The 17,215-nt window shown below is 60.5% G+C and carries 11 protein-coding genes and 1 tRNA gene; 9 read left to right on the top strand and 3 right to left on the bottom strand.

Features of this window, described 5'->3' with window-relative positions:
* Positions 1–272: 272 nt before the first annotated feature.
* From Pan216_RS03935 to Pan216_RS03900, 8 genes are all read left to right on the top strand, one after another.
* Positions 273–2,312 carry a PrkA family serine protein kinase gene (locus Pan216_RS03935; protein ID WP_145263606.1) on the top strand — a complete coding sequence of 680 codons (2,040 nt, stop codon included), beginning with the start codon at positions 273–275 and terminating at the stop codon, positions 2,310–2,312.
* A 197-nt stretch (positions 2,313–2,509) separates the two neighbouring features.
* On the top strand, positions 2,510–3,613 hold the full coding sequence (locus Pan216_RS03930) for a DUF444 family protein (RefSeq protein WP_145255097.1): 1,104 nt from the start codon (positions 2,510–2,512) through the stop codon (positions 3,611–3,613).
* Positions 3,614–3,971: 358 nt separating this feature from the next.
* Positions 3,972–5,492 carry a SpoVR family protein gene (locus tag Pan216_RS03925; RefSeq protein ID WP_145255094.1) on the top strand — a complete coding sequence of 507 codons (1,521 nt, stop codon included), beginning with the start codon at positions 3,972–3,974 and terminating at the stop codon, positions 5,490–5,492.
* Positions 5,489–5,977, top strand: a complete 489-nt coding sequence (locus Pan216_RS03920) for a hypothetical protein (protein WP_145255091.1) — start codon at positions 5,489–5,491, stop codon at positions 5,975–5,977. Before Pan216_RS03925 ends, Pan216_RS03920 begins: the two co-directional genes overlap by 4 nt.
* A 604-nt stretch (positions 5,978–6,581) precedes the next feature.
* Positions 6,582–7,634 (top strand): alpha/beta hydrolase, encoded by a 1,053-nt coding sequence (locus Pan216_RS03915; RefSeq protein WP_419193233.1) that lies wholly within the window; start codon positions 6,582–6,584, stop codon positions 7,632–7,634.
* A 266-nt stretch (positions 7,635–7,900) separates the two neighbouring features.
* Positions 7,901–8,593, top strand: coding sequence for a redox-sensing transcriptional repressor Rex (locus Pan216_RS03910; RefSeq protein WP_145255085.1), 693 nt, complete (start codon positions 7,901–7,903; stop codon positions 8,591–8,593).
* A 34-nt stretch (positions 8,594–8,627) separates the two neighbouring features.
* A tRNA-Gln gene (locus Pan216_RS03905) sits at positions 8,628–8,698 on the top strand.
* Positions 8,699–8,960: 262 nt separating this feature from the next.
* Positions 8,961–10,397 carry a sulfatase family protein gene (locus Pan216_RS03900; protein WP_419193232.1) on the top strand — a complete coding sequence of 479 codons (1,437 nt, stop codon included), beginning with the start codon at positions 8,961–8,963 and terminating at the stop codon, positions 10,395–10,397.
* Positions 10,398–10,403: 6 nt separating this feature from the next.
* Here the strand turns inward: Pan216_RS03900 and Pan216_RS03895 are convergent, their stop codons facing one another.
* From Pan216_RS03895 to Pan216_RS03885, 3 genes are all read right to left on the bottom strand, one after another.
* The gene (locus Pan216_RS03895; protein ID WP_419193231.1) at positions 10,404–11,726 is read right to left on the bottom strand and encodes a PP2C family protein-serine/threonine phosphatase; all 1,323 of its coding nucleotides are present in this window, start codon (positions 11,724–11,726) and stop codon (positions 10,404–10,406) included.
* Positions 11,727–12,079: 353 nt separating this feature from the next.
* On the bottom strand, positions 12,080–13,318 hold the full coding sequence (locus Pan216_RS03890; RefSeq protein WP_145255082.1) for an outer membrane protein assembly factor BamB family protein: 1,239 nt from the start codon (positions 13,316–13,318) through the stop codon (positions 12,080–12,082).
* 197 nt (positions 13,319–13,515) lie between these two features.
* The gene (locus Pan216_RS03885) at positions 13,516–15,384 is read right to left on the bottom strand and encodes a sulfatase-like hydrolase/transferase (protein ID WP_145255079.1); all 1,869 of its coding nucleotides are present in this window, start codon (positions 15,382–15,384) and stop codon (positions 13,516–13,518) included.
* Positions 15,385–15,867: 483 nt separating this feature from the next.
* On the opposite strand from Pan216_RS03885, the gene Pan216_RS03880 reads away from it, so the two are divergent.
* The gene (locus Pan216_RS03880) at positions 15,868–17,211 is read left to right on the top strand and encodes a DUF1501 domain-containing protein (RefSeq protein WP_145255076.1); all 1,344 of its coding nucleotides are present in this window, start codon (positions 15,868–15,870) and stop codon (positions 17,209–17,211) included.
* Positions 17,212–17,215: the final 4 nt, after the last annotated feature.

Below are 17,215 nucleotides of genomic sequence, written 5' to 3'. Positions count from 1 at the left end.
GGAGACGCTGCTTGTCTTCCCATCACCGTGTACATCTGACATTTCCTGCGGTCCGCTTACCGCTGATTTGGTTAAAAGCCTGCCGCTCATACACTCCGGGGTCCTTTCAGCAAAACCTGGGATGAACGTTCGTTCGCGACCTTTTTGCATGCGCGGACGTGGGGACCGACGTGTTCGTTGGTGGTCTCTTTGGCATCTACATGGACTCTTAACGGTTGCGCCCCCGCTCGGCCAATCGTTCGCACCGCTGAAAAGGAGGCGAGCTTATGATCATGGAGGATGGACGTGCCCTCATTAATTTGATCGCGCAACGACAAAATATTGAGGAGTACCAGAAGGAACACTGGGAAGGTTCATTCGAGGAATACCTCGAAATCGTCGCTCGAAGTCCCGCCGTCGCCCGCAACTCGTGGCAACGCGTCTACGACATGGTCATGTCGTACGGCCAGCGAACGCTCGAGGGCGGCCGGGAGAAGTTGATCCGCTACAACTTCTTCGACGATCCCATTCAGGATGGCAAGGACGGCGTCTTCGGGCTCACCCGTCCGCTGATGGATCTCGTCAACGCCTTCATGTCGGCCGCCCAAGGCTACGGCATCGAACGACGTGTTCTGCTCCTCCACGGTCCCGTGGGAAGTTCCAAGAGTACGATCGCACGCCTCCTCAAGAAGGGGCTCGAACACTACTCACGCACCGACGAGGGGGCTCTCTACACCTACGGCTGGGTCGACGACGAGGATCCGACCAACATCATCCCGTGCCCCATGCACGAGGAGCCGCTCAAGCTCATTCCGCGGGCCGACCGAGCCGAGTTGCTTCAGAAGCTCTCAACGCCCGAGTTCAAGATCAAGATCGAAGGGGATCTCAATCCTTTCTGTCGACGCGTCTACAACGACAAAATGCGGAAATACGGTGGCGACTGGACCCGCGTGATTCAAGACGTCCGCGTTCGCCGGCTCCTCTTCTCCGAGCAGGATCGTGTCGGCATCGGCACCTTCCAGCCAAAGGACGAGAAGAACCAGGACTCGACGGAGCTGACCGGCGACATCAATTATCGCAAGATCGCCGAGTTAGGTTCCGACAGCGATCCACGGGCCTTCAACTTCGACGGCGAGTTCAATGTCGCCAACCGTGGGCTGATCGAGTTCATCGAAGTCCTGAAACTCGACGTCGCGTTCCTCTACGACCTTTTGGGGGCGAGCCAGGAACACAAGATCAAGCCGAAGAAGTTCGCCCAGACCGACATCGACGAAGTGATCATCGGCCACACCAATGAACCGGAGTATCGCAAGCTTCAGTCGAACGAGTTCATGGAGGCGTTGCGCGATCGGACCGTCAAGATCGACGTGCCCTACGTCACTCGGCTCTCCGACGAGGTGCGGATCTACGAGAAGGACTTCAACAGCAACCGGGTCACCGGCAAGCACATCGCTCCGCACACGCTCGAAATCGCCGCGATGTGGGCGATTCTCACGCGTTTGGAAGAGCCGAAGAACGCGAGCCTGACGTTGCTTCAGAAGCTCAAGCTCTACGACGGCAAGTCGCTGCCGGGCTTCACCGAGGAGAACATCAAGGAGCTGAAGGAGGAGGCCCATCGCGAGGGAATGCAGGGGATCTCGCCCCGCTATGTCCAGGACAAGATCTCCAACGCCCTGGTGGCTCATCCCGAAGCGACGTCGATCAATCCGTTCATGGTCGTGAACGAGTTGGAGTCGGGGCTCAAACATCACTCGCTGATCAACAGTGAGGAACTGCGCGGGCACTATCGCCAATTGTTGACCGTCGTGAAGGAGGAGTACGAAGACATCGTCAAGAATGAGGTCCAACGCGCCATCGCCGCCGACGAGGCCGCGATGACCCGCCTTTGCGGCAACTACATCGACAATGTCAAGGCGTACACGCAGAAGGAGACGGTCATCAACAAGTTCACCGGTCAGCCGGAGGAACCGGATGAACGCTTGATGCGGTCGATCGAGGAGAAGATCGGGATTCGCGAAAGCCGCAAGGACGACTTCCGCCGCGAGATCATGAACTACATCGGTGCGCTCGCGATTGAGGGGAAGAAGTTCGACTACAAGACGAACGAACGCCTTCAGAAGGCCCTCGAACTAAAGCTCTTTGAGGATCAGAAGGACTCGATCAAGCTGACGAGCCTGGTCTCGAAGGTCGTCGATCAAGAGACCCAGCAGAAGATCGACGTCGTCAAGAGTCGGCTCATTCGCGACTTCGGTTACAACGACGAATCGGCCACCGACGTGCTCAACTACGTGGCGAGCATCTTCGCGCGGGGTACGACCAAGAGTTCCAGCTAACTACGCGGTGCCATCTCGAGCGCCCGTACCCGTCTCCGAACGATCGCGTTCGGGGCGCCGGGGCGTTCGAGCATGGCACCTTGGGTCATCCGATCGCCTCCGCTCTCGGGAATCTCCCGACAGTAGGGCGGAGGCCTTGGCGGCGCACTTGCCGAACGCGACGAGCTGGAACATTCGACGTTGGAAGGTAGTCCACCATGGTTCAGAAGATTGAACGCGATGTGGCCCGCTTCAAGGAGATCGTCCGCGGACGGATCCGGCAGGACCTTCGCAAATATCTCAGTCACGGCGAGATGATTGGCAAGCGGGGCCGCGATCTGGTCAGTATCCCGCTCCCTTCGCTCGACATCCCGCACTTTCGCTACGGCGACAAAGGCAACGGCGGCGTCGGTACCGGAGAAGGGGATGTCGGCCAGCCGCTCGGCCCTGGGCAGGACGACGATGGAACCGGTTCGGCCGGCGATGGCCCAGGTCAGCACTTGCTCGAGGTCGACGTCTCGCTGGAGGAGCTCGCGGAGATCCTAGGCGAGGAACTCGAGCTCCCACGCATCGAGCCTAAAGGGCAGCCGACGCTGGTCCATCACAAGGACAAGTACACCGGGATCAGTCAGACCGGCCCCGAGTCGCTGCGTCACTTCAAACGGACCTTCAAGCGGGCGCTGAAGAGGCAGCTTGCGACCAACACCTATCGGCCCGAACAGCCTCTGATCGTGCCGATCAAGGAGGACCATCGCTACCGGACGTGGAAGACGGTCAGCGAGCCGCAAGCCAACGCGGCGATCATCTACATGATGGACGTCTCCGGTTCGATGGGGGACGAGCAGAAAGAGATCGTTCGCATCGAGTCGTTCTGGATCGATACCTGGCTCCGCTCGCAGTACGAGGGGATCGAGGTCCGTTACATCGTCCACGACGCCGAAGCGGCGGAAGTCGACCAAGAGACCTTCTTCCACACCCGCGAAAGTGGGGGGACGCGGATCTCCTCGGCATACCGACTGGCGCTGGACATCATGGAGCGGGATTTCCCGCGGCAGGACTGGAACATCTACGCCCTGCACTTCTCCGATGGGGATAACTGGGGCGACGACGATGATCGTTGCCTGCACGTGCTGAAAGAGCGGCTGGTGCCCGCGGTGAACCTCTTTGGTTACGGGCAGGTCACCAGTCCCTATGGAAGCGGCCGCTTTGTGGAGGTGCTCCGCTCCCAGTTTGGCGAGATCGACAACGTGGCGGTCTCGGAGATTCCCGATCGGGACGGAATTCTGGAATCGATCAAAGTCCTGCTTGGGAAGGGGAAATAAGCTAGTATTATTTTGCCGAAGAATACTATTAGTCGATGATATGGTAGTGAGTGCGGAGTTCCGCAAGCAGGAGGCGGGGCTGCCAAAGGTCCGTTGGGTGGGTCTCGACCCGCCATTCGGGGGTGTCGCCCCCTCGCGGGCGAGCATTCGCGGGATGGTTCGAGGAGGTGGCGCGGATGTCGCTTCCTTCTCGGACGGGTCTTGGGGTCACGAGGAAACCGGCTGCCGGCTTTGGATGAGGCTGGCGGCAACGAATCGATTGGGAACGGAACGCAATGGAAGAGGATTGTTGTCAGCCCGGTGGTGATTGTTTGAGGCGATCACCGCCTGGATACTGGCCCATTCGAGGATGGAGTGAATGGTGCTCACCTTGGACCGGTCGTTGCCGGCGGATCTGCGTGATTTGCAGGTCGAGATCGAGGAACACGCGTTAAACTACGGCCTCGATTTTTTCGACGTCATCTTTGAACTCGTCGATCACGACGAACTCAACGCCATCGCCGCGCTCGGCGGCTTTCCGAACCGCTACCCTCACTGGCGCTTCGGGATGGAGTACGAGAAGCTCTCCAAGGGCTATCGCTACGGCCTCTCGAAGATCTACGAACTCGTCATCAACAACGATCCCTGTTACGCCTACTTGATGGACAGCAACGCGCTGGTCGATCAGAAGTTGGTGATGGCCCACGTCTACGGGCACTGCGACTTCTTCAAGTGCAACCAGTCGTTCTCGAAGACCAACCGCAAGATGATGGATGAGATGGCCAACCACGGCAATCGCATCCGCTCGATCATGGATCGCGTCGGCGAGTCCGAGGTCGAGGACTTCATCGACGTCTGCCTTTCGGTCGAGGACCTCATCGACATCCATCTTCCCTTCATCCGTCGCCGTCCCAAGCCGCGGGTCGAGGATCACGAGGGGACTCCCGACGGCTCGGGGCCGGTCCGGTTCGATTCAAAGGACTACATGGAGTCGTTCGTCAATCCACGCGAAGCGCTCAAGGCGGAGGCCCAGCGAATCGCGGAAGAGGAAAAGTCCCGCTACAGCCGATTTCCGGTCGAACCCGAGAAGGACATTCTCCTCTTCTTATTGGAGCACGCGGAGCTCAAGCCCTGGCAGCGCGAGATCCTCAGCATCATTCGCGAGGAAGCGTACTACTTCGCGCCGCAGGGCCAGACCAAGATCATGAACGAGGGATGGGCCAGTTACTGGCACTCGCGGATCATGACCGAACGCCAGCTCACCGACGCCGAGATCGTCGACTTCGCCGACCATCACTCGGGGACGATGGCGATGCCGCCCGGGTCGTTCAACCCGTACAAGATCGGAATCGAGCTCTTCCGCGACATCGAGGACCGCTGGAACAAGGGCCGCTTCGGCAAGGAATACGACGAGTGCGACGACTTGCACGAACGTCGCCGTTGGGACAAACAACTCGGACTCGGCCGCGAGAAGATCTTCGAGGTGCGCCGCATCCACAACGATGTGACGTTCATCGACACCTTCATGACCGAGGAGTTCTGCCGGGAGCACAAATTCTTCTCGTTCGCGTTCAATCGTAAGGACGGACAGTACGAGATCGAGAGTCGAGAGTTTGAACAGATCAAGGATCGTTTTCTGTTCCAACTGACGAATCATGGACGTCCCTTCATCTACGTGAAGGATGGCAACTTTCGCAACCGCAAGGAAATGCTTCTGCGACACAAGTTTCTCGGGGTGGAACTCGACGTCGCGTATGGGCGCGACGTGCTGATGAACCTTTGCAAGCTTTGGGGCCGACCCGTCCATGTGGCGACCGTCATCGAGGATCGACCGATGTTGATGTCCTTCGACGGTACCGAACATTCGACCGACCCAATCGATGAGGAGAGTGAAGAATGAGTCTCAGCATGACGATCAGGCGTCAGCTCGAGGAGCAGGCGCCTTTCCATGACGATGGGATCCGTGACTTCTGGGCCACGGACCAAGGCGTGTCGGTACGCTGCCAAATTGCCGGCAGCGACCGCTACGGCTGCGCCCTCAAGCGGCTCGAGGTTGTCGAGGAAGTCTCCCGCGTACTGCAGGACGACGAGTTGGCCAAGCGGGCCGAAATCCTCTGCGGAAAGATCGTTTACCTCACCGAGCCGCTGCGACAGATCGAGCTCGATCCGCTGTCGCATTCGGTGCTGGTGCGCAGCAGCAGCCCGCGCGTCGCCGACGAGGAGATCACCTATTACGAACTCCTCGCGACAGGAGACCGCCACACAACCCTCGGACGAATTCGGTTCGATCGCAGCTCGCGATCGCGGCACCACGTCGAGTTTCTCCTGTCGCGTGATCAGCTCGGCATGTTGATCGACGACTTGGTGACGACCGTCGTGAATTGAGCCTTCCGCACGTCTGGGAAACGACGACCTCCACACGCCGAACCTTGAGCACGCGGGCGTTTCCCAAGACGGATCAGTCAGCGCGGCGTGGGGCGAGGGAACCTTCTCGGTCGAACTCACACTCGACAGTGCTTCCGTTCGTCCCGCCCGGCGCGGGGAATTCCGCGACTCGATCTCCAGCGTTTCCGCCATGAGGGGGACGCTCCGCCTTCCGCCAAACGTCTCAAGACGTTTCCTTGGTCGTTTGTGACCAGCTTCTTTCACGGTTCACGCATCGCTCCTCGTCCCATGGGGCGTGAGCCCGTTCCCGTCCGGTGTTCGCGTCTTCCTGTAGCGGTCGAAGCGGAGACTCGGGCAGACGATGTCCAGTGGAGGCCGAACCCGCCGGCTTTCAGCGAAGGTGGCGTGGAGCGGACGCCGACCATACCCAGAGAAACCGACATCTTTGGGTAGAGGAGCGCGCGTGGACCTGGCTTGCCTCGTTGGCTTGTTGTTGGCGGTATTATCCCAGCCGAACGTCGGAAGAGCCGACTGTGCCGCTTCCTCCGTGGAAGCGACGACGTGTGGCGTGTGCCGTGTCCAGGCAACTTGCGTTGCGGGTCACGTGTGCACCAAGTGTCCCGCCGGCGATCCGGCGCTGGCCAAGCTCAATGCGGAGCTTGCCGGCCGCCTAGTCGACTACACGAAGAATCACGGCGCCGACCGTCGCATCTGGTCGGAGTCCCTGGGTTGTCGCCGCGACCTCTATGTTTATCTTCCCCCCAACTACGATCCGAACATGGCCTATTCGGTCATGATCTGGCTTCACGGGGCCTTTGGAGACGAGCGTTTCTTTCTCGATCGCAAGACGATCCTTGCGCTCGACGGCGCGATAACCAATGGCACCCTTCCGCCAATGATCGTCGCGGCTCCCGACGGGATCGTTCAGGGCAATCGCCGCTGGTCATCGACTCATTCGTTCTACGTCAACGGATCCTCGGGACGGTTTGGAGACTACATCATTCAGGATGTCGTGCCGTTCGTGTCGAGCCAATATGCGATCCTGCCGGAGCGAAGGGCGCACACGATCTTGGGAATCTCGGCGGGGGGCTACGGGGCGTTGTCGCTCGGGCTTCGCAACCGGGACTACTTTGGCAACATCGTCGCGCTCGCGGCCCCGGCCAACTTCCGCTACAGCGCCCGCAGTGGGCGGTACTTCACCAACTTTAATCCCTCGAATTACCGCTGGCGCGAACTCTACCGTCCGGCCCAGGTCGTTGGGAAGTACTTCGCGATCATCCGCCTGCGAGCTGGCCGGTTTCTCAATCCGGTCTTTGGGCCTCGCGAACAGGTCCTCGATAAGGTCAGGCAGACCAATCCCGCCGACTTGATTCGCCAGCTTCCCATTCAGCCCGGCGAGGTGGATATCTTGTTGCACTACCCCGGGTTGGACAATTTTAACTTCGATGCCCAGAACGAGTCCTTCCAATGGATCGCCGCGTCGGAGGGGATCGAGGTCGACGCGATTCGCAAGCCGCTGGCGATGCACTGGTCGCCCTATTTTCGCAAGGCGCTGTGGGATGTCTACGCCTGGCTTCGCTGCCGCGTCCCAGGGCCTCGGCCGATTGGGGAACTAACGACGCTGGGCGCTTCCCCGGCGGCGGCGACGGTAAAATGAGCCGCGAACTCTTGGGAATCATGGTTCCTATCGGTTAGGATGTCACCTTGCCAGCCGTCGCCAGCCGTGGGCTAAGGAGTTGCCCCAACTGCGGCGTTAGGGAAGAATAACGACGCCTGTTGCCGCGGGCCGAGGAGCAAGGACGAGCGACCCTTTGGTTCCGACCGATCTCCAGCACTGATTCCATTTTGTGATGTCGTGGAAGCCAGCCGCCCCCTCTGAAGCGGATGGTTCTCGCATTGCGTATGAGGCAGGCCTGTTCCGTCATGAGTCGAGGAAAGTCCAACTCGTATTCATCCGAGACCGGTACGCCCAAGGCGGCGGTCGAACGTCTTTCGCTATACTTGAGAGAGCTTGAAGCGCTCTTGGAGAGTGGGCAGAAGACGATCTCGAGTCACCAGCTCGGTCAGGCTCTCAAGATCACCGACGCCCAGGTGCGTAAGGACTTGGCCTACTTCGGCCAGTTCGGTTATCCCGGCATCGGCTATCGGGTCGAAGAGCTACGCGAGTCGCTGCGTGCGGTGTTGGGAACGGACAAGGTTTGGCCCACCGCTCTGGTGGGGGCGGGCAACCTTGGCCGCGCCCTGCTCGGCTATCGCGGATTCGCCGGCCGGGGGTTCCAAGTCACTGCGGTCTTCGACGGCGACGCGGAGATGGTGGGAAAAAAAGTGCTCGGGCACGAGATTCATCCGATGGAGGACCTCTCGCGGATCGCTGATGAAAAGGGCCTCGTGCTCGCGATTTTGGCCGTTCCGGCCGCGGCGGCGGAAGAGGTCGCCTCGAAGGTCGTCCAAGCGGGAATCGTGGGCATCTTGAACTTCGCCCCCACTCAGCTTAAAGTACCTGACGAGGTTTCGGTCATTTCCGTCGACATGGCGTTGCGTCTGGAGCAACTCGCTTTCCAGGTCAATCAACGCCGGGGACATGTCGCGAGCCCGTCCGAATCGAAGGACGAGTGACCGCCTCCTTCCCTTCCTGACGGCAAGATTTCCTTGCCCCGTGGTGTAATGGTAACACAGCAGATTTTGGTTCTGCTTTTGCAGGTTCGAATCCTGCCGGGGCATCTCTCTCCCTGTTGACGTCTCCTCTCGCCCGAAACGACATCGGCTCTCACGGACAATGCCCGCTCCTTCGCTTCTCGAGATGGGCTCGCGTGAGCGAGCGCTGCCGGGAGGACGCTTCGGACCAACTCACTCCTTCCTCGTCGACGACTGCTCCTTTCTCTCACGATGTTGGGTCGGTATACTCAGGGCCATCTCCTGGGGAGTCGACGGGAATCGACGGGAAAATTGGGGAAGGCTCACCGATTGGCCGGAAGGATTGGACGTGATAAGTCTGTTTAGTGTTGTCGCTCTGACGCTGCTGGGGGCGAATGCCGACGAAGCGAAGCGGAAACCCAATGTGGTCTTCATCCTCACCGACGATCAGCGTTGGGACGGGATGAGCTGTGCCGGCAACAAGTGGATCAAGACGCCGAATCTCGACCGGCTCGCCAAGGAGGGAGCTCGCTTCTCCAACGCGTTTGTCGTCACGTCGCTTTGTTCGCCGAGCCGAGCTTCGTTCCTGAGCGGTCGCTACGCCCATTCGCATCACGTGCTCAACAACTTCACCGACTACCCGAACGATCTGCCGAGTTTTCCGCGTCAGTTGCAAAGCCATGGCTACGAGACCGCCTACATCGGCAAGTGGCACATGGGCGAAGACAGCGACGAGAAACGACCCGGTTTTGACTACTGGGTCACCCACAGGGGGCAGGGCAAATACTTCGACACCGAGTTCAACATCAACGGCGATCGCCGCGTCGTTCCCGGCTACTACACCAGCGTCGTGACCGACATGGCCGTCGATTGGCTCAAACGCGACCATGAGAAGCCGTTCCTGCTGATCCTCGGGCAGAAGGCGCCGCATGGGCCCTTCGTTCCTGAGCCGAAGTACGAGCACGCCCTTGACCACGTGACGATCCCACGGCCGGAAACCGCCGAGGATACCGGCCCGCCGAAACCGAAGTGGGTCAAGGACCGCGTTCCGACGTGGCATGGCATCGAAGGCAATCTTTACGGACTCAACGAGTACCAGAAGTTCGTCAAGAGCTACTGGCTGACCATCCCGTCGATCGACGACAGTGTCGGCCGGGTGATGGACACGCTTCGGGAAACGGGCGATCTCGACAAAACGCTGATCGTCTTCGCGGGCGACAACGGCTTCATGCTCGGCGAGCACGGCGGCATCGACAAACGCTGCATGTACGAGGACAGCATCCGCATTCCGATGCTGATGCGCTACCCGAAGCTGATCAAGCACCCGCCGGAAGTTATCGAGCAGATGGTTCTCAACATCGACGTTGCTCCGACGATTCTGCAAATCTGCGGCGTACCGCAACTCGAGGGGACGCAGGGGCGATCGATGGTGCCGCTCCTGGAGGGAGACACCAAGGATTGGCGCAAGTCGTTCCTGTACGAGTACAACTACGAGAAGCAGTTCCCCTACACGCCCAACGTCCGGGGTGTCCGCACCGACGACTGGAAGTACATGCACTCGCCGCACGGCGATGGCAGTCCCGATCGCCACAAGGCGGAGTTCTACAACCTGAAGAAAGATCCGCTTGAGACCAAGAACCTGATCGACGATCCCGCGTCGCAACCAAAGCTCGCCGAGCTGAAGAAGGAACTCGCGCGACTTCTCAAGGAGACCGACGCGCTCCCCGATCAAATGCCGGTCGACGAGGGGATCAAGACGGAGCTTCCAGACGAGAAGATTAGGTAGGGGCGTTCATCTCACCGTCGCGACGACCAGGGTGCGGTCGTCGGTCGCCAGTTGCCCGCCGGAGAACTTGGCGACTTCACCGAGAATCGCTTGGATCACCTCGTCGGCGTTACAGTCGCAGGTGCACTGAAGCACGCGATCGAGGCCGGTCAGGCCGAAGAGATCCCCGCGACGGTTCTGGGCATCGACGATCCCGTCGGTGTAGAAGATGACCCGATCGCCCGGCCGTAGGCGCCGCACGTGATCGGGGTAGACCTCCTCACTGGAAATCCCCAGCGGGAGCCCCGCTTCGCCATCGATCGCCCGGACGTTGGTCGCTCCGCAGCGCGTCATGCGAGGCGGATTGTGCCCGGCGATCGAGTAGGTCAGCTCCCGGCTCTCAGGATCGTACACCCCGTAGAACGCGGTGACGAACGAGTCAATCTGTCCGGTGTATCTCTTGGAGAGATGTTGATTGACGAACGTCAGCATCTCGCTCGGGGCCGAGGAGGTGCCGGGGTAGAGGTGCGCGATACTGTGGGTGATCGCCATCACGACCGCCGCCGGCGTGCCGTGGCCGCTGACGTCCGCGATGAGGATTCCCCACTTGCCGTCGGGAAGGGGAAAGAAGTCGTAGTAGTCGCCGCCGGCTCGCTGCGAGGTTTCGTAGTGAGCGGCAAGTTTGAGGGAGCTGATCTCGGGCATCGCCGTCGGCAGCAGCCCGCGTTGGATGCTCGCCACCAGCCGCAATTCTCGATCGAGATCTTCATAGGCCCGCTTCACTTCCCCCGAGAGGACGAGGTTCTGCGTCGCGCGACCGAAGAGGTTCGCCAGCCAGACGTTCTCCGCGAATCGTTCCCGATCGAAGGCGAACGGCTCCTTGCGCATGAGGACGACCATGTTGACGGCGACCCCCTTGTCGAGCATCGGAATCGCCATCAAGGAGCGGTTTCCCGCGAGGTATTCCGCCCCAGGATCGTCGGGATCGACGGTAAAATCGTCGAGAATGATGGGACGATCGCCGAAAATCAACGCTCCGAGAACGCCTCCCTCGAGAATCGGGAGCCGATCCTTCTCTTCCCAGGGGTTGATATCTTCTTTCCAGCCCGTGAAGCGCGTGATGCGGTACTGTTTGCCTTCGAGCCCCCGGCGACTCAAGCTCACCCGAGCGTCGATGGGAAAGAACTCGCTCATCCGGCGACCGTAGTTGCGCACCATCTCCTGCGGATCGGTGTGCAGACTCATCTCGCGCATCGTCTCGTAGATTTTGTTGACGCGATCTTGCCAGTTGCCCTGGGGGACGCCGTCGCGTCGATCGATCGCATCGGGCTCGAGATTCGCCATGCCCATGGACTCAGTCCTTCGTTTCTGGCCGGATCGTCAACGGCCATATGGGTTTACGGCGACGATCCTTCGTGGCCGACCGCACCGGTCTCCCCCCCGTCGGGTGTTGAGACTCCTACGCAGCTCGCTGCCCGATGGTGCGTGTTGTTGGCCAGCTTTTAGAATAGGCATTCAGGTAATTCCCGAAAGCCCTCCTGAGTGGGGCGTCCCCGTTTTCTCAACCTGATCCTCTCTCGCGGCCGCCTAGGCGCCATAACTTATTACCAAAACATCGGTTATGTCGCCGTCGGCCGCTTGGCAACCAGAAGGTCCATGGGCATCATGCGCCGACCATTTCGCGGCTTGCGTCTGAACTCGGCCTATTTCGCGGCGCTCTTGCCCGCCAGCGTACCGACACGAGTCAGGGCCGATCCGGTTCGGACGAGGAAGCCGCCAGGGACGACCGCGACCCCGTAGACACGATCCTCCGTGGGCAGGTCGTTCTCGGCGAGCTGCTTCCACTCCGGGCCGGTCGCGGCAACGAGCGTCTTGCCGTTCTTCGTGAAGAAGTAGACGCGATCGCCTGCCCCGATGGGGGAGGCCCAGCATGACTCTCCGAGTCGCTGGTGCCAGCGTTCCTTGCCGGTCGCGAGATCGAGGCAGAACCCAACTCCTGATCGATTCACGAGATAGACCGCGTCGTCATGGACGAGGGGCGACCCGAACGAGGACGAAGCCTGCTCGCTCCGCCATACGACGTGAGAGTCGGTGACGTCGCCGGTCCCGCCGAGACGCAGCGCGAGGTTCGAGTCGGCGTTCTTCGAGCCAACGACGACGAGTTCCTTGTCCGCCGAGATCGATGCGGAAGGAACGGTGTTGCCGTCGAGCCCGCCGAGGTTCCAGAGAGCCGATCCGTCGCTGGCCTTGTAGGCTTCGACGGTGCCGTTGGAGCTGACCAGGACGATCTCGGTGCCGTCCTTCTGCTTGGCGATCGAGGGAGAGGACCAAGAGACCTTCGAGGGGCGATCGGACTTCCAGATCGTTTCCCCGGTCTTCGGGTCGGCGGTCATCAAGTAAGAGGGCCCCGAGTGGTCAATGAGAAGGACCACCCCCGTCGACGACAGCGCGAGCGAGGCGCCGATGCCGTGATTGCCCTGGAAGTCACCATACTCCTTCGGGAAGGATCGCTTCCAAACTTCGTTGCCTTCGTGATCGACGGCGATCAAGTCGCCGCTTCCCCACAGGGCGTAGACGTGATGCGCGTCGACGACGGGCGTTGGGGCGGCCCGGCTGACGTAGTCGCTCGATTTAATCTTCAGCGTGCCGGGAAACTCCTTGGTCCACAGGATCTTTCCTGAGTTTACGTCGACGCCGGTCAGGTGCAGTACGTCCTTGTCCGGGCCCGAGACCGAGGTGACGAACGCGCGATTGCCCCAGACGACCGGACTCGACTGCCCGTAGCCGGGTAGCTCCGTGTTCCACGCGAGGTTCTCGTTTTCGGACCAAGTCAGGGGAAGGGCCGCGACCGCGGTCCGGCTCGTCCCGTCACCACGAAACGCTGGCCAGTTCGCCGACGCATCCGCGCCGAGCATGCTGGAAAGGAGTAGTAGAAACGCCATCTGATGAGAAACCTTCCTATTGGGGAGGGGCTTCCTAAGGCGTGGGTCGCACTCACAATCGCCTTCGCCGCCGGTCGTCCCTCAACCCGCTCGATTATAGAGCGATCGATTCTCCCCGGCCCGGGGTGAGGGTCGCTTCTGGGCTTCGTCTCAAGAATTGATCGTCGGTCCGAGGCACCGAATAGACCAACGGTCTGTTACTCTCCGCGGAATTGGGCGATGCGGCGTTGGACGAAATTGCCGATCCCCTTCTTCCTCTGAAACCACGGGGCTCCCTCGACCTTCGAGAAATCGAACGGGATGCCCGGCTCTCCGTCGCGTAAGAGCACGACGGTGTTGAGGATCAGGTTCGCTTCGATCGGATCGGTCGACGTTCGCAGCACATCGACCAGGACGGGAACGGGGTCGCCGGTGCCGGAGAGGCCGAGGAACTCCGCTGCTCGCGCGCGAACCAGGAGGTTCTCATCCGACGCGGCGAGCTTCGTCGCCTCGGGAACGAAGCGGGCGGCCTTGTCGCCAAAGGCGCTACAGACAATCAGGCCCCAGTAACGTTTGAGCGGGTCCTTGGACTGGAGGGCTTGCGCGATCTGGCTCTGGGCTTCGTCGAAGGGAACAAGCTCGAGGTCGGCGATGTCGATTAGCTCGGCGATTCGCTCCTTGTTGTCCCGACCGAACGCCTCGCCCTCACCGCCACTCGCGGAAACGAAGACCGGTTCGGGGATGAACCCGAGATCGGGCATCCCTTTAAGCCGCTTCTCGAGGGATGTTCGCATGTCGGCGAGGATATCGGCATACTTCGGATCGTCAGCGAGATTGTTGACCTCGTGAGGATCCCGTTCCAGGTCGTAGAGGCATTCGGCCGGACGGGGTTCAAAGAAAGCCGCTTGGGCTTCGTTGAGTTTCCCTTCCTTATGGAGATCGCGCCACTCGCGATAGGCCGGCTGCTTGTAGCGATATTCGTTGAAGAGTCCGTCGAAGTTGAAGGGCTGATAGTTGCGCTGGTAGGTGTACTTCCCCTTGCGAAGAAAACGGACCATGTCGTACTTCTCGTCGAATCGCTCCGCGTAACCAAACGCGGTATCTCGCTCGTTGAGCTCCTCGAGGGAGATGTCCTCACCAAGGAAGGGGCGCCCATCGATACCCTCGGGGATGTCGATGCCTGCCAGATTCAAGGCGGTCGCGGAAAGGTCGACGAATTCGACGAAGCCGTCAACCCGCGAACCTGGTTCGGCGGGAGCGAGGTGTTTCCAGTTCCTAGGGACATAGACGACCATTGCGACCTGCAAGCCATCGTTGCGAGCGTAGCCCTTGCTGCCTGGCAACACGCCGCCGTGGTCGCCGTAGTGGAAGATGAAGGTATCATTGAGAAGACCGTCAGCTTCGAGCTGGTCGATCATCTTGCCTAGCTGGCTGTCGACGTCGTGCTGCCTCGTCAGGTACTGGGCGTACTTCTCGCGGAAGAGCGGCGTGTCGGGATGGTAGGGAAAGACCTCGACGTCGGACGGATCGACGATCTTGTCGACGCCTTTGGGGAGATCGCCGAAGAGTTGGCCTTCGTGGGTCTGGGTGTAGTTCTGAACGTGGAAGAAGGGTTGGCCCGGCTCGCGGTTGCGGTAGGTCGCTTTCCGTGAGGACTCGTCCCACGCGTCTTTCATGTCCTCCTTGCGAAAGTTGTAGTCGGTCTTGCTATTGTTGGTGGTGTAATAGCCCGCTTGTCGGAGATACCAGGGGAAGGGGTTGACGCCGCCGGGCATCGCGACCGGGAGTTCCCGGCGGTGGTATTGGGCGCCGAGTCGCGGTCCGTAGCAACCGGAGATGATCGTGCTTCTTGCGGTGGAGCAAACCGGGGCACAAGAGTAGGCGTTGTTGAAGACCAGTCCATGTTCGGCGAGCCGTTCGATGTTTGGGGTCGGGGCGCCGTTCTTATCGTAAAGTCGGTACCAGTTCGCGGAGTTGTCCTCGGTGGTCAACCAGACGATATTCGGCTTGTCGGCAGCCGTGGCATCGTCGGGGGAAGCGAGCATCGGGGCCGTGAACCCCAGAAGGAGAAGCAGGGGTGAATTCATGAGGGTATCGCTCTCGAGGAGTCTTGGTTGATCGTTGTCCCGTCCCTCGCCGCAGCTCCCTACCTCAACCGGTACCGGTTGTTCGCGTTGGTTGAGCGCGCAGAGTCACTCCTCCGGACGAGAGAAACGCAAAGTGACTGAAGTGAGTCGAGTTAACCAACCGATCATAACGGTTGGAATTGCACACCGCCATCGACCATTGGGGTAAGATTTTTTGCCCACCACCCGAAATTCCGCCCTCCGTCACTTTGTCGCGACGGGTCGTTCTCGCAGGAAAAACGCCTACGAATCGTGCCTGGAGGGAGGATTTTGAGACGTCGGTGATGTCTCGTGTTAGCTGCTTTGCTCGGGATGGACAAAAAGAGTTGCATTCGAACGGAACGTCCCGTATTTTTCAGAGAGTGCGTTGTCGGGAAACTTCTCGGTCTCACCTGGTTTCCCACGATACTCCCACCGGTCGATGCCCCGCTAGGAGCCAAGACGATGTCCCGCCTAGAACTTCCATGCCCCGGTCCCGTCTCTCGTCGTAGTTTCGTGCAGCTCGGTTCGCTCGCCTTGGGCGGGTTGACGTTGCCGAGTCTTTACCAGCAGCGCGCGGTCGCCAGTGCGGTCTCCGGCGAGCCCGCCGCGGACACCTCGGTGATTCTGGTTTGGCTCCAGGGTGGCCCAAGCCACATCGACATGTACGACATGAAGCCGGAAGCCCCGGAAGACTATCGCGGTCCCTTCAAGCCGATCCAGACGAACGTCGAAGGCCTCGAGATCTGCGAGCACATGCCCCGCCAGGCCAAGATCGCCGACAAGCTCGCGGTCATCCGTTCCATCGCTCACTCCAACAATCAACACGCCGGTGGAGCCACGCGATTCCTTTCCGGCTACGTCCCGGTGCGCCCCAACGACAAGAATGGTTCGCACCCGACCATCGGTTCGGTGGTCGCTCGGGTCCGTTCCGACATTAAGAAGGGTATTCCGAACTACATCTCGAGCACCAAGGCGGTCTACGGCGGCGGTGGAGCCTACCTCGGACAAGCGGCGAGCCCGTTTGTCGTCGATGGCGATCCCAACGACCCGAAGTTCCAGGTGAAAAACATCACCGCCCGTCCCGGCGTGCTCCAGAAGGCCTCGCTCCTCTCGCGGCTCGACACCTTTCGCCGCGAACTCGATCGCTCTGGTTCGATGACGGCGATGGACGAGTTCCAGGAGCAAGCCCTCAGCCTCTTGACGAGCGAGAAGGTTCGTGCGGCGTTCGACTTGTCGAAGGAGCCCGATCGGCTTCGCGACGAATACGGTCGCAACCGCTGGGGACAGCGGGCGCTGATGGCGCGGCGGTTGGTCGAAGCCGGTTGCAGCTTCGTCACGATGCAGATGCAGCGTTCGCCGTTCGGCAAGTCGCACAACTGGGACGACCACGCGGTCAACTGGCACGTCTTCGACGAGCTCAAGCTCCGATTGCCGGTCTACGATCAGGCCGTCACCGCGCTGGTCAACGACATCTACGCTCGCGGGCTCAACAAGAAGGTGATGCTGATCTTCGCCGGCGAATTCGGTCGCACCCCGCGAATCAACACCAACCGAGGCGTTGGTCGTGGTCACTGGGCGCGGGCGATGTCGGTCGTCGTGTCGGGTGGCGGCATGCGGATGGGCCAGGTGATCGGCTCGACCAACGACAAGGCCGAAGAGCCGAAAGATCGCCGCATGGAGCCCAACGACCTGCTCGCGACGACCTACAAGTTCCTCGGCATCAACACGCACCAGCACTTCGAGAACATGGCTGGCGTGCCGACTCGCATCCTTCCCAACGGCGAGCCGATCGCCGAGTTGGCCTAGGGCA

Source organism: Kolteria novifilia, from assembly GCA_007748055.1.
GTDB lineage: Bacteria > Planctomycetota > Planctomycetia > Kolteriales > Kolteriaceae > Kolteria > Kolteria novifilia.
The sequence above is the reverse complement of the archived record's forward strand: the minus strand, read 5'-3'. Positions and strand labels throughout refer to the sequence as shown.